The sequence below is a fragment of the Billgrantia montanilacus genome (genome assembly GCF_003336675.1).
In the GTDB taxonomy this organism is placed as follows: Bacteria; Pseudomonadota; Gammaproteobacteria; order Pseudomonadales; family Halomonadaceae; genus Halomonas; species Halomonas montanilacus.
Window position 1 is genome coordinate 1 of sequence record NZ_QPII01000035.1, and the last position, 12,974, is coordinate 12,974.

Consider the following 12,974-nt stretch of genomic DNA (forward strand, 5'->3'; position numbering starts at 1 on the left):
TGCTCGAAGCCGGCAGCGAACTGACGCTGAACGCCGGCGGCAGCTTCCTCAAGCTCGACGGCGGCGGCGTGACCCTGGCCGGCCCCAACGTCAAGATCAACGCCGGTGGCAGCCCCGGCTCCGGCTCCGGCCAGGCCGCCGAGACGCCGCTGCTGCCGGGGCGGGCGGTGCCGGAGGTGCATGAGGGGATACCGCCCACCGCGTTGCCGAAGCTCAAGGACTATCAGCTCTCCGAAGCCACGCTGATGCCGCTGTGCGGCAAACTGACCGAAACCACCTGCAGCCGAGGGGATTGCCCATGTCTGGCTGGCTGACCCGTATCGGCGAGCGCAGCCAGCGAGTCGAGGCCTTGTCAGGCTGCTTCGCCGCCCAGCGCCCCGTCTACCTGGTACTCGATCAGCGCCGTGCCCCAGAGCGCTGCGCCGCGCTGGTGGGGCAGCCCGGCTGGCACGACTTCCTGACCCTGTTCGCCGGCACGCCCCTGGCCCCGCTCATCGAAGCGAGCCCCTGGCTGGTGGAACTCAAGCTCGGCAGCCAAGCCTGGCAGGCCGCCGCCGCGCTATGCCAAGAGCAGCGCTGCGGCTGGGCCTTTCAGCCGGCGCAGAACGCCCGCCTCGATGACTTGGCCGATCACCTGCGCCGCCTATTCGTGCTCGACGACCCACACGGCGGCCAGTCGCTGGTCAACGTGCAGGACCCAACCGCCTGGACGGCCCTGCTCGCCACCAGCAACGACACCGCCTACGCCCAGCTCTTCGGGCCGCTGGGACAGGTCATCACGCCTACGCCGCTGCCGCACTGGCAGGCGTGGCAGCCTGCCAAAACCGTTGACGACACCGAGAGGCCGCCACTGACCCACGAGCTGGAACAGGCCCTCAAGGAGAGCCCACGCGCCTGGTGGCTGAGCAGCGCGACCGATACGCCGCTTCCGGCACTGCCACCGGAATGGCTGGTGCGGCTTGGGCGGCTCGAGGCGGCGGGTATCAACCAGGCCCATCATCTCCAGCGCCTGCTGCCTAGAGTGCAGCAAGAGCAGAATCCCGAGACGAACTGGTGGGCTCAGGCGACCACCATGGAGCTCCTTCAAGCGGCCATGCCGGCCTGGAAGAAAGTCGACGCACTGGAGGCGTCCGCATGACTCAGGACAACACCACCCAATGGCCACCATTCACGCCCTCGACGACCGCAGGCGGCTCCATCGCCGGCGAGAGCCAGCACGTATGTCAGGCGTCGGAGTGGGTGGATATCCTCTATCTGGTCGGAACCGGCCGCTTCTGGCTGTTGACCAAAGACGCCGCTGAGCTTCTTCACGAGGCCGCCCATGAGCTTCACCAGTGGGCTAGCCTCGAAGATCCGGACCAGCGCAACGCCATCCTGTCCGAACAAGCCGGGATCATGGAGTGTTTCCTGCCCGCGTCGCCAGTCAGCTTTCTCACCGAGGCGGATCGTGAGAAGTACCAACGACTCAGTCGGCAGTTGGAAGACGTGCCGGCCCGCTCTCGGGGCCCGGAGACCCCAATGGGGCAGCGAATGACCGGCGGCTACGAAATGGCGGCCATCATTCAGGAGCAACAGCGGCTCTATCAGGAAGGGAAGCGCATCGCCCGAAGTGCTGGCTACGAAATTGCCGGCGACAGGTTTTATGGGCCCTGGGAAGAGGAGATCCAGCAAGCACTGGAGCGTTATCGCCAGGCGAGACGTGACGCCGTTCGGCGTCCTCGGGTCATGCCACCCAGTGCGGATGAAGCCGAAATGGCGCCGCTGCGTACCTTGCAGGAAGCCTTGGTCGAGTATCAAGGCTTCATCCAGCGCTGCAAAACGCAAACGCCGAATGCTGCCAGCGCCGAGTGCCAGTTGGCCGACATGTTCACCATGGAGGAGCTGCGTAGCGGCACCCTGTATGGCAACTATCTGGAAAGCATTCTCGACCTTGCCGCATTGGGGTTCGCCACACCTGAATACGCCCTGGCCTCTCCCTCCCCAGCCGCTCCCACGGTGAGGGGCGGTATTAGTGACTTCGATCGCTACAATGACGTGCTGCGTGAACAAGCCGAGCTGCTCGCCGAGGTGGAAACCAAGCTTCAGGAGTGGCAGGCCAGCACCGGCGGTCATACCGCTTTGCCTCTGTTCCTGTTCAGCGACGAGCGCGACCGCTACCAGCGCATGACCGAAGAACTCGATGACTTGCATGAGCGGGCCAAGCACGCGACGGAAACCATGCGTCCGCACCGCGTACTGTTCTGGCAGGCCGATCTGGCGGACGAGCGCAACGCGTTCGGCTATGAGAAACGCCAACTGGATGTGCTGGTGCGTAACGACTGGCCGCTGCGTGAATACAGCGCAGCGGGAGGCGAGCGCTCACTGAGCCATGTCAGCTTGCATGTGCTGATGGACCGTATGGCCACTGCCGAACGCAACGCCGTGGCCCCGCTGTTGGTGGTCGACGGAGTACTGCCGGAAACGTTATGGGAGGCACCGGAGCAAGCCCTGAGTCATTGGCTGACCCTCAAGGGCTGCCAACCCGTCGACTGGCGTGGCGAGTGGCACGACAACGACCTGGGACTGTTTCAGCCTGAGCGTTTCTTCGCCGACCTGGACGCTGAGGACTACGAAATCGCCAGCCTGGCGGACGAAGCGGTCCGCGCGGGCTGGGGCGAGACGCTGGAGCGAATCCTGTTTACCGGGCCGTCCAAAGACACCCTGCGGCTGTTTGACGCCAGTGCCCAAGCGCAAATGTTGCGTATGGTGGGCATGACTCAAGGGGAGTTGAAGGATGAAATTCCCGTGGCGTTTTCCGGCCCCCTGCGGCTAGCCGAGCCGCTCGAGGGTGAGCTGGAAACCCATCGGTTCGACGTCAACGCCGACGCCAGCGATGGGCCTTTACGACAGGAGTGGGAGCTGAAGGGGACCTACCATCTGGCACGTGGCGAGGTGAGCCTGGGCGTGTTGGAACTCCCCAAAGCCGACGAGGCCCCACCCGTCTCGGTGAGATTACCGGCTCGCGACAACGAGGAGCGCAGCCTGGGCCGCTACGCCTTGCGCCTGGAAACGGTGGCCAAGGGATTCGCTGGCGCCAGCCTGGCTCTCACCGGTAAGGTCGGACTGTCAATTGACCGTGAACTGAATGTCGTCGCTGACGATCACGTATCGCGGCTGGGAATCGGTACCAACATCAAGGCCTTCGCCGGAGTGCGCGGTGGGCTGGAGAGCCGCTGCGAGCTGCGCTGGGAGCCGCCAGAGGACATCGCGATGCGCGCACCGATGCATCAGGCGATGGACGCCTTCACCAGGCGTAACCAACTGAGGCAACTGCAAGAGTGGCGCAGCCTGGGCATGGTCAAGGGAAGCCTCGAAGGCGGCAAGGGCAAAGGCTTCGAACTCGACTACCAGCTTGGCATCCACAACGGCAAGTTCGTGCTGCGTGCCAAGGCAGCGCTATTCTTCGGCCCCGGTGCGGGTGGCAGCCTGAGCATGGAACTCGATAACCGCCATCTGGACCTGTGGCTCACCATGCTGCATCGTGACCTGGCAGCCAACGGCTACGAACACCTGGACTGGCTGGACGAAGAAGCCTTCGAGGAATTCAGCAACCTGGGCTATGTCCTGACCCTGACGCTATTGAACACCGGGCTCCTGCTGGCGAAGGGGCGCGCCTGGCTGCGGCAACTGCGGGAGGAGTTGACGGAGACGGATCGTGCGGGTCAGATCGCCTATGTGCTGACCTCCCGTGATGGCCAGGAAGAACGCCAACTGCGTGCCTGGGTTCAGCAGCTGACCCCCGAGGCCCTGGGCGCGCTGCTCTGGCTACTCAGCAGCCCTCCAAGAGCGTTCGAGATCAGTTTGGCGGACAGTGCCCTTGGAGGCCTGGGGATGCAGACAAGCTTTAGCGAACCCCAGGCGCGCGACCTGCAGCAGATGGCCATCGCCAACTGCGTGGGCTGGATTCACGAGGGCGTGCTTGGCGGCGTCTACGGCCCTGTTCGCCCGGCGTCCGGCCCTAATCCGGGAAGCCTGCTGTTCGAGCAGGCCCTGATACGGCTCGATCGTCACGGCAAACGCACCCATGAAGTGCGCGGACTCGGCTATTGCCGCAATCGCTATTTGTTGGATCGGTTTATGGAGAGTCCAGGCTTACCTGGTGGTCAATCAAGAACCACGAGAGAGAAGTATCTTGCTGCCGCCAATAGTTTGGGCCGACATGCCGACACGTATTGTGAATATCTGCCTGATGGGCAGGGAGGCATGCGCGTGATCTACGAGGAACCCCAATGATCATTGCTTTTAAAGCATTGGCTTTCACCGCCCTGCTGCTTAGCCCGGCCAGCGGCTGGGCTCTGGATGTCGAGACGCAGGCCGCTAAGAACGAGGGCCTGCGTCTCTATAACGCCCATCTTCGGAGCCAGGCTCCGCCCTATCTTGAACCCGCCGCCGAGGCCGGCGATGCGGAGGCCATGTACTATCTCGGTGAGATTCACCGACTGCGTCATATGGGCATGACCCGCGAGGCCCTGGAATGGTACCGGCGTGCCGCCGAGCACGGCGAGCCCTACGCCATGCTGCGGTTGCACCAGGGAGGCGCCTGTCGCCTGGGCAATGTCTGCCCCGAGAGCGGCGACGACTGGCGTCAGGCGGCCCTGGAGGCGACTCTGCCACTAGCGGAGGCGGGGGATTCCGCTGCCATGGGCGTGCTGTTCGATATTTACAATTCATTCGGCCAGCCGGAGAAAACCGTCAGTTGGCTCGAGCGTGCCAGTGAGGCCGGTCATGTGGAATCCCAGTATCGGATGGGGCACCTGATCCATGACGGCTATGGCGATTACCCCGATGAGGAACAGCGACGAGGGTCAGCCGAAGGCTGGTATCGCCAGGCGGCCGAAGGGGGCTACCCCCCAGCCATGAACCGCCTCTCGGCTCTGCTAAGCCAGCAGGAGCGTCATGAGGAGGCCTGGGAGTGGATAGTTGAGGCCTCTGAAGAAGGCGTTCTAGATGCTCGCCTGAGCATCGGATGGTGCTATCTGGAGCCGAATACGGAAGAAAGATGCCAAGTCGAGCAGGATGTAGTGAAAGGATGGGCGATTCTGTTCGCTATGGTCGAGGAAACGAGTAATGATTCAGCGGAATGGGTGCTGAAGACCCGAGGCGAATTGCTTACCGACGCGCAGCGCGAGGAAGCCGAGGTCCTGGCCGAGGAGTGGCTAGCCAAAGAGCCACCGCTATCCCAGTTTCCGCCCCGGTTCGGGTTTTGACGATGCAGCGTATCGGTATGGAGTGCTGGCTGCGTTACTACTTAGCCCGATCAGCGGCTGGGCGCTGGATGCCGAGACCCAGGCCGCCAAGGACGAAGGCATGCGCCTCTATAACGCTCATCTTCGGAGCCAGGCGCCGCCCTATCTGGAACCCGCCGCCGAGGCCGGCGATGCGGAGGCTATGTACTACCTCGGCGAAATCCACCGGCTGCGTCATATGGGCATGACCCGCGAGGCTTTGGAATGGTACCGGCGTGCCGCCGAGCACGTCGAACCCTACGCCACACTGTGGGTCTCGAGCGCCATGCTTGCAGCCACGGTGGCGATCAGCCTGGCGTTGCCGAAGGAGGCCTGACCCCACACCCCTTGAGAATCACCTGGGTCAGGAAGCGGGTGATCCGCTCCACATCGGCATCGGATATCTCATCCTTGCCGGTAATGCCCAGCACCTGGGCCTCGAAGTCGGCGTAGTGCTGGGTGGCCGACCAGATCAGGAAGATCAGCCATACCGGGTCGACCGGGTCCATCAGGCCGCGCTCTTCCCACTGCTCGAAGATCTTCGCCCTGGCCTGCACCCACTGACGCAACTCACCTCGCAGGTAGCTCTGAAGGAACGGTGCCCCACCGAGGATTTCGGCGGCAAACAGCCGGGAGCCTTCGGGGTGGCGGCGAGACAGCTGCATCTTGCTGCGGATGAAGGCTTCCAGCACCTCGGCCGGGTCGTCCTCCACGCTGATATCGTCGAGCAAGGCGTTCCAGCGCGCCATCATCCGTTCGAGCAGGCGTACGTAGAGGCCGCGCTTGTTGCCCATGTAGTAGAGCACGTTGGACTTGGGCAGCCCCGCTTCTTCAGCAATGGCCTGCACGCTGGCACCGCGATAGCCGTACTGGGCGAAGACCCGCTCGGCCGCCGCCAGGATCTCGCGTTCGTTACGCTCACGGGTGGCACCGTTACCATCGGCACCGCCGCGGGAGCGGTTCCCTTTTTCTATAGTTGGCAGTTCTGACATCGCAAGGCCCCTGCCCTTGTTGTGTTCAGTAAAGCGAAAAGAGTGCCCCACCCCGGGGCTTCCTGCAAACCTGCTCCACTCACGGGCAGGATACCGCTTTTCCGCGCTCCGCTCTTCACTCCTTACCCAGTCACTCCTTGCCCGTCCCATCTCTCGCCTGCCTTCACCGCAGCTGCACTGGCAGCAAAAGCCCTCTTCCAGACTTGCAAAGTGCGACATTCTGGCCCATGCTGAAATCATCCTGACCATTTGGTCAAATATTGCAGTAACCACACCCTCATCAAGGTCAACAAGCGACTCAACAAGAGACACGGCGATGATCGACTTCCTGCTCAACGGGCAGCCACGCCACTGCGAGGCGACACCCGAAACCAGCGTGCTTGAATTGCTGCGAGAAACCCTTGGGGCCACGGGTACCAAGGAGGGTTGCGCCTCCGGTGACTGCGGTGCCTGCACCGTCGCCATTAGCGAAAAAGGCCCCGACGGCGAGCTGCGCTACCATAGTGCCAATGCCTGCATCACCCCGGCCCATCAGTTGAATGGACGCCATCTGGTCACCGTGGATGGCCTCGCCGATGGCGACAACCTCCATCCCGCCCAAGCCGCCATGGTCGAGTGCCATGGCAGCCAGTGCGGCTTCTGCACCCCGGGCATCGTCATGTCGCTGTTCACCCTTCACGAGGAGCAGCGCCGGCAGGCCGACAGGGCCCTGGCTCCGCTGACGCCGCAGCGCCTCGAGGCCGCCCTGGGAGGCAATCTCTGTCGCTGTACCGGCTACCGCCCGATCCGCGACGCCGCGCTGACCATGAACGAGCACCCGGAGCATCGCCCGCTGTGGATTGACGCCGCCGCTCCTGAGCCGAAAGCCCAGCACGCCGCTGATGAAAATCCCTTTGCCCAGCCCACCACGCTCGCCGAATTGACCGAGTGCCTGAAGCAACACCCCGAGGCGCGGCTCGTTGCCGGGGCCACCGACCTGTGGCTGGAGAGCACCCAGCGCCTGGTACGCTTCGAGCGGCTGATCGATGTCACTCGCGTCGCCGAATTGAACGTCATCGAGGAAACCACCCTCGAAGATGGCCGCAAGGGCTGGTGGATCGGCGCTGCGGTGACCTATGCCCGTATCGAGCCGCTGCTCGAAGAGCATTTTGACGCCTTCGCCCACCTGCTGCATCGACTGGGCTCTTCCCAGATTCGCAACCGGGGCACCCTGGGCGGCAACGTGGCCAACGCCTCGCCCATCGGCGACACCCCGCCGGTACTGCTGGCGCTGGGTTCGCGCCTGCGCCTGGTTGGCCCCGAGGGTGAGCGCGAGTTGCCGCTGGACGACTTCTTCCTCGACTACAAGCGCACCGCCCTGCGCGAGGGCGAGGCCATCCGCGCCATCTTCCTGCCCCACCCCATCGCGGGGGAAACGCTCAAGGTATGGAAACTGTCCAAACGGCGTGAGGACGATATTTCCGCCGTGCTCGGCGCCTTCGCCTGGCGCATGGAGAACGGCGTGATGCGCGACGTGCGCCTGGCCTTTGGCGGCATGGCCGCCATTCCCAAGCGTTCGGCCCGGGCCGAAGGGGCGCTCGAGGGCAAGGCACCCTCATCCGCGGCCTTCCAGGAGGCACGGCTGGCGCTGCGCCAGGACTTCCAGCCCATGTCGGATGTGCGTGGCAGTGCCCACTATCGCCAGGTCTCTGCCGCCAACCTGCTCGAACGCCTGCGCCTGGTCATTGCCCAGGACGCCACAGACAGCCCTCGGGAGGTGTTGCTCCATGCGTACGCTCACTAAGCTGAACCAAGAAGCCACCGCCGACGTGAGCGCCGACTCCGCGGCGGCGCGCCACGAGCTCGATGGGCGCATCAAGGGCGACGGTCCCCTGGCCCGCGACACGGTTCCTTATACCAACGCTCACCCGCACGCCCAGGCCCACGAGAGCGCGGTCAAGCATGTTACCGGCCGGGCGGCCTACATCGACGATTTGAGCGCCCCGGCCGACACCCTGCATGTGGCCATGAGTCTCTCTCCCGTCGCCCACGGCCGCTTGACTCGCCTCGACCTGGACAAGGTCCGCGCCATGCCCGGCGTCGTGGATGTCATCGCCGTCGGCGATGTGCCCGGCCACACCGATATCGGCCCGGTGTTCCCGGGCGACCCCATCTTCGTCGAGGAAGAGATCAGCTACGTCGGCCAGGTCATCTTCGCCGTGGCCGCCGAGAGCCATCGCGCTGCGCGTGAAGCCGTTCAGGCAGCCGTGGTGGAGATCGACGAGCAGCCTGCCTGCCTCGACCCGGTGGCCGCCGCCGAGCGGGAAGAGTTCGTGCGCCCCACCCACGTTCAACAGAGCGGTGACTGGGAGCATGCATTGAAAGACGCCGCCCTGGTCGTAGAGGACGAGCAGTTCGTCGGCGGCCAGGAGCATTTCTACCTGGAAGGCCAGGCGTGCCTGGTGCAGCCCACCGAGGACGAGGGCGTGGTGGTGTTCACCTCCAACCAGCACCCCAGCGAGACCCAGAAGCTGGTGGCCGAGGTGCTGGGGATTCCATTCCATGCCGTGACGGTGGAAGTGCGACGCATGGGCGGCGGCTTCGGCGGCAAGGAGACCCAGGCCTCGCCCTGGGCCTGCATTGCCGCACTGATCGCCCGCCGCACCGGGCGCACCGCCCGCGTGCGCCTGCCCCGGGCCGAGGATATGCGCGCCACCGGCAAGCGACACCCCTTCCATAACCGCTACCGGCTCGGCGTCGACGAGAAGGGCGTGATCCTTGGCGGCGAGATCACCGTGATCGGCGACTGTGGCTACTCGCCCGACCTCTCCGACGCCATCGTCGACCGTGCCATGTTCCACAGCGACAACGCCTATTCGCTGGGCGATGCCCGGGTGACCGGCCACCGCGCCCGCACCCATACCGCCTCCAATACCGCCTTTCGCGGCTTCGGTGGCCCCCAGGGCATGATGGTGATCGAAGCGGCCATGGACGATATCGCCCGGCGCATCGGCGAGGACCCGCTGACGGTGCGCAAGCGCAACTTCTACCGCCCCGACCGCCAGACCACCCACTACGGCCAGCATGTGGACCAGATCGCCCTGCTCAAGGCGCTGGTCGAACAACTCGAGACCAGCAGCGACTACTGGACGCGGCGCCGGGCCATCACCGAGTTCAACGCCGACAGCCCCATCGTCAAGAAAGGCCTGGCGCTGACGCCGGTGAAGTTCGGCATCTCCTTTACCGCCAAGCACCTCAACCAGGCCGGCGCGCTGCTCCACGTCTATACCGACGGTAGCGTGATGATCAACCACGGCGGCACCGAGATGGGCCAGGGGCTGCATACCAAGATCTGTCAGGTGGCCGCCCGGGAGCTGGGCCTCGATACCAACGAGGTTCGTATCAGCGCCACGCGTACCGACAAGGTACCCAACACCTCGCCCACGGCGGCCTCAAGCGGCGCCGACCTCAACGGCCAGGCCGCTCGTGACGCCTGCGTGAAACTCAAGGAGCGCCTGTTCGACTTCGCCCACGAGCATCTCTACCCGGATCAGGGCCTCGACCGGGAAGACATGCGCCTGGAAGCCGGCCATCTCATCGCTGGTCACGGCGAGAGCGAGCAGCGCATTCCCTGGGGCGAGCTGGTCCAGGCGGCCTACCTCAACCGCATCTCGCTCTCCGAGAAGGGTTTCTACGCCACGCCGCTGATCCACTACGACCGTAACGTCGGCCAGGGCCGCCCCTTCTACTACTACGCCTTCGGCGCCGCCGTGGCGGAGGTCAGCGTGGATACCCTCACCGGAGAGTACCAGGTCGACCGGGTCGATATCCTCCACGACGTGGGCGATTCGCTGAACCCGGCCATCGACCTCGGCCAGGTGGAAGGCGGCTTCATCCAGGGCATGGGTTGGCTGACCAGCGAGGAGCTGAAGTGGAACGAAGCCGGCCGGCTGATCTCCGATGGCCCTGCCACCTACAAGATCCCCACCTACGGCGACCTGCCGCCGGTGTTCAACGTCAAGCTGATGGAGGGGCACCCCAACTCCATGGCCAGCATCTATCGTTCCAAGGCGGTGGGCGAGCCACCCTTCATGCTCGGCATGGCGGTGTGGTCGGCGCTGCGTGACGCCCTGGCGAGCCTGGCCGACTACGCCGAGGCACCGCGCCTCGACACGCCGGCCACGCCGGAACGGGTACTGATGGCCGCCGAGACCCTGCGGGCTAAATATGATGCCTGGCCGCTGAAAAAGGGTGGCGTGTGATGAGCGCGTCGCGCCCGCAAGCCTGGCATGAGGCCCTGCACCGCTTGCAACGGGACGGCCTCCCCCATGCGCTGGCCACCGTGGTGACCAGCGCCGGGTCGACCCCGCGTGAACCCGGCGCGCGCATGGTGATCGCCGAGGATGCCGTGCATGACACCCTCGGCGGCGGCACCTTCGAGTTCCAGGTGATCGACGCGGCCCGGGAAAAACTGGCATGCGGAGAGAGCGGCATGAGCCTGGAGGCCTTCGCCCTGGGCGGCCGCAGCGGACAGTGTTGCGGCGGCTTCGTCAACGTGCTGCTGGAGATCTTCCCCGGCAGCGCGGCGACGCTGGCCATCTTCGGCGCCGGCCATGTCGGCACCGAGCTGGTGCGCCTGGCCGCCCCGCTGCCCTGGCGTGTGCTATGGCACGACAGCCGCGACGGCGTCTTCCCCGACTGGGCCGAGGCGCAGCCGCGCCTGGACTGTCGCCACGCGACTGATCCGCGGGCCGCCGTGGCCGCCCTGCCGGCTGGCAGCCACACGCTGGTGCTGACCCACGATCACGCCGAGGATCGCGAGCTGATCGACGCCCTGCTGCAGCGCGGCGACATGGCGTCCATCGGCCTGATCGGTTCCAAGAGCAAGTGGGCGAGCTTCCGCTCGCGGCTCACCGACGCGGGGCACGACGAGGCAGCCTTGGGCAGCGTGCGCTGCCCCATCGGCACGGCTTCCGGTGGCACCGGCGGCGACAAGACGCCCTACGCCATTGCGCTGGCGACCCTGGCCGAGCTGCTCCCCCTGGTGGGCAACGCCGAACGCGCCGACCAACGCGGCCTCGATCCGGCTGAAGTGCGTGCTCTGTTTGGCCAGAACGCTTCATAGCCATGCTCAATACCCAATGACAACCGCCCAACGATGACGAAGGGCGCCGGGGGCAGGCCGAAGAGGAGGTCATTCTTCAGGGATGAAGAATGTAGCGTCCAGGGAAGGATTCACAGCGCCTCCTCGCAGGTTTGCCGCCGGATCAGCCCGATAGCAGAAACGAACGAGCCCCTATCATGACGACAAACGACTCGCGCGTAATACGCGCCGAACTGCTGAGCTTCGATGCCGACCCCGGCGAGGGCGACACCCCCGCCGAGGGCAGTGTTCGCCATATCGAGGACGGCGCCCTGTGGATCGAGGATGGCCGCATTCACGCCATCGATGAATTTGCACGCCTCGAAGCGGACCTGCCGCCGGGCATCGAGGTGATCGACCATCGCGGCAAGCTACTGATGCCCGGCTTCATCGATAGCCACGTGCATTACGTGCAGCTCGAGATCATGGCCTCCTACGGGCGTCAGCTGCTCGACTGGCTCAACGACTACACCTTCCCCGAGGAGTGTCGCTTCGCCCAGTACGATCATGCACTGGCGCTCTCCAATGCCTTTCTCGACGAGATGCTTCGGGTCGGCACCACCACCGCCCAGGTGTTCTGCTCCAGCCACCCCGACTCGGTGGACGCCTTCTTCACTGCCTCCAGCAAGCGCGACCTGCGCATGCTGGCCGGCAAGGTACACATGAATCGCCACGCCCCCGAAGCGCTCTGCGATGACGTCGTAGGCGGCGTGCGCGACGCCGAGCGGCTGATCAGCGACTGGCACGGAACGCGCCGGCTCGGCTACAGCCTGACGCCCCGCTTTGCCCCCACCTCGACCCGGGAGCAACTGGACGCTACCGGCGGCATGATGCGCAACGACCCCAGCCTGTGGCTGCAGACCCACCTTTCCGAGAACACCGGGGAGCTGGACTGGGTCGCCGAGCTGTTCCCGGAGAGCCGCGACTACCTCGAGGTCTACGAGCAGTCCGGCCTGGTCGGTCCGCGCAGCACCTTCGCCCATGGCATTCACCTCGATCAGGAGATGCGCCAGCGTCTCGCTGACCGCGGCGCCAACCTGGCCTTCTGCCCCAGTTCCAACCTGTTCCTGGGCAGCGGCCTGTTCGACCGCCTGGCAGCATCCGACGTCGGGCTCAACGTCACCTATGCCAGCGATGTCGGCGGCGGCACCGACCTCTCCGGCCTGGCGACCCTCAAGGCCGCCTATCAGGTCGGCCAGCTACGCGGCCAGCCGCTGACCGCCTGGCAAGGCCTCTACGGCCTCACCCTGGGCAACGCCAAGGCCCTCTCGCTGGATGACAACATCGGCCGCCTGGCAAACGGCATGGAGGCCGACTTTGTGGTGCTCGACCCGGATGCCACACCGCTGCTGGCCAGGCGCCATGCCCGCTGCCGCACCCTCGGCGAGCGACTCTTCGCACTGATGATGCTGGGTGACGACCGCAGCATACTGGAGACCTGGGCGGGTGGACGCTGCCAACATAGGCGTGAGCAGGCCTAGATACCATCTCTCCTAACCGGCCACAAACATCCCATCAGGCGGTTTGTGGCCGGTATTCGGTTTGCGTCTTGAGGACCCCGTAAGCTATGTGGACCAGCTTACGCATCGCCGCCCC

Annotated in this window: 9 protein-coding genes and 1 pseudogene; 9 read left to right on the forward strand and 1 reads right to left on the reverse strand. The window is 65.2% G+C overall.

The genetic code is table 11. The annotated features are described in order from the left end of the window. From DU505_RS21965 to DU505_RS21985, 5 genes and pseudogenes are all read left to right on the forward strand, one after another. Positions 1-314 (forward strand): annotated as a pseudogene (locus DU505_RS21965) (DUF2345 domain-containing protein); the annotation flags it as partial. Further along, positions 299-1,138: a DUF4123 domain-containing protein gene (locus DU505_RS21970; protein ID WP_114481103.1), complete on the forward strand. Its 840-nt coding sequence runs from the start codon at positions 299-301 to the stop codon at positions 1,136-1,138. The pseudogene DU505_RS21965 and the gene DU505_RS21970, both read left to right, overlap by 16 nt. Beyond that, a complete protein-coding gene (locus DU505_RS21975) occupies positions 1,135-4,272 on the forward strand; it encodes a hypothetical protein (RefSeq protein WP_114481104.1) in 3,138 nt (1,045 codons plus the stop codon). The genes DU505_RS21970 and DU505_RS21975 overlap by 4 nt, the downstream gene beginning before the upstream one ends. Beyond that, on the forward strand, positions 4,269-5,246 hold the full coding sequence (locus tag DU505_RS21980) for a tetratricopeptide repeat protein (protein ID WP_114481105.1): 978 nt from the start codon (positions 4,269-4,271) through the stop codon (positions 5,244-5,246). Before DU505_RS21975 ends, DU505_RS21980 begins: the two co-directional genes overlap by 4 nt. A gap of 22 nt (positions 5,247-5,268) precedes the next feature. Further along, the gene (locus DU505_RS21985) at positions 5,269-5,601 is read left to right on the forward strand and encodes a hypothetical protein (protein ID WP_114481106.1); all 333 of its coding nucleotides are present in this window, start codon (positions 5,269-5,271) and stop codon (positions 5,599-5,601) included. Here DU505_RS21985 and DU505_RS21990 read toward each other — a convergent pair. Further along, positions 5,573-6,256 (reverse strand): TetR/AcrR family transcriptional regulator, encoded by a 684-nt coding sequence (locus DU505_RS21990; RefSeq protein WP_114481107.1) that lies wholly within the window; start codon positions 6,254-6,256, stop codon positions 5,573-5,575. The two genes, DU505_RS21985 and DU505_RS21990, sit on opposite strands and share 29 nt — an antisense overlap. Before the next feature lie 316 nt (positions 6,257-6,572). Here DU505_RS21990 and xdhA point away from each other — a divergent pair, with 316 nt between their 5' ends. From xdhA to guaD, 4 genes are all read left to right on the forward strand, one after another. Next, positions 6,573-8,039 carry a xanthine dehydrogenase small subunit gene (gene xdhA, locus DU505_RS21995; RefSeq protein ID WP_114481108.1) on the forward strand — a complete coding sequence of 489 codons (1,467 nt, stop codon included), beginning with the start codon at positions 6,573-6,575 and terminating at the stop codon, positions 8,037-8,039. Then, positions 8,023-10,497, forward strand: a complete 2,475-nt coding sequence (gene xdhB, locus DU505_RS22000) for a xanthine dehydrogenase molybdopterin binding subunit (protein WP_114481109.1) — start codon at positions 8,023-8,025, stop codon at positions 10,495-10,497. The genes xdhA and xdhB overlap by 17 nt, the downstream gene beginning before the upstream one ends. Beyond that, on the forward strand, positions 10,497-11,360 hold the full coding sequence (gene xdhC / locus DU505_RS22005; protein WP_114481110.1) for a xanthine dehydrogenase accessory protein XdhC: 864 nt from the start codon (positions 10,497-10,499) through the stop codon (positions 11,358-11,360). The genes xdhB and xdhC overlap by 1 nt, the downstream gene beginning before the upstream one ends. Positions 11,361-11,536: 176 nt before the next feature. Then, entirely contained in the window at positions 11,537-12,859 is a 1,323-nt protein-coding gene (guaD, locus tag DU505_RS22010; protein WP_114481111.1) for a guanine deaminase, read from the forward strand. Positions 12,860-12,974: the final 115 nt, after the last annotated feature.

Bases quoted from the DNA above. Each gene is read 5' to 3' on its own strand.
- DU505_RS21970 (WP_114481103.1), top strand. From the start codon at position 299: ATGTCTGGCTGGCTGACCCGTATCGGCGAGCGCAGCCAGCGAGTCGAG.
- DU505_RS21975 (WP_114481104.1), top strand. From the start codon at position 1,135: ATGACTCAGGACAACACCACCCAATGGCCACCATTCACGCCCTCGACG.
- DU505_RS21980 (WP_114481105.1), top strand. From the start codon at position 4,269: ATGATCATTGCTTTTAAAGCATTGGCTTTCACCGCCCTGCTGCTTAGC.
- DU505_RS21990 (WP_114481107.1), bottom strand. From the start codon at position 6,256: ATGTCAGAACTGCCAACTATAGAAAAAGGGAACCGCTCCCGCGGCGGT.
- xdhA (WP_114481108.1), top strand. From the start codon at position 6,573: ATGATCGACTTCCTGCTCAACGGGCAGCCACGCCACTGCGAGGCGACA.
- xdhB (WP_114481109.1), top strand. From the start codon at position 8,023: ATGCGTACGCTCACTAAGCTGAACCAAGAAGCCACCGCCGACGTGAGC.
- xdhC (WP_114481110.1), top strand. From the start codon at position 10,497: ATGAGCGCGTCGCGCCCGCAAGCCTGGCATGAGGCCCTGCACCGCTTG.
- guaD (WP_114481111.1), top strand. From the start codon at position 11,537: ATGACGACAAACGACTCGCGCGTAATACGCGCCGAACTGCTGAGCTTC.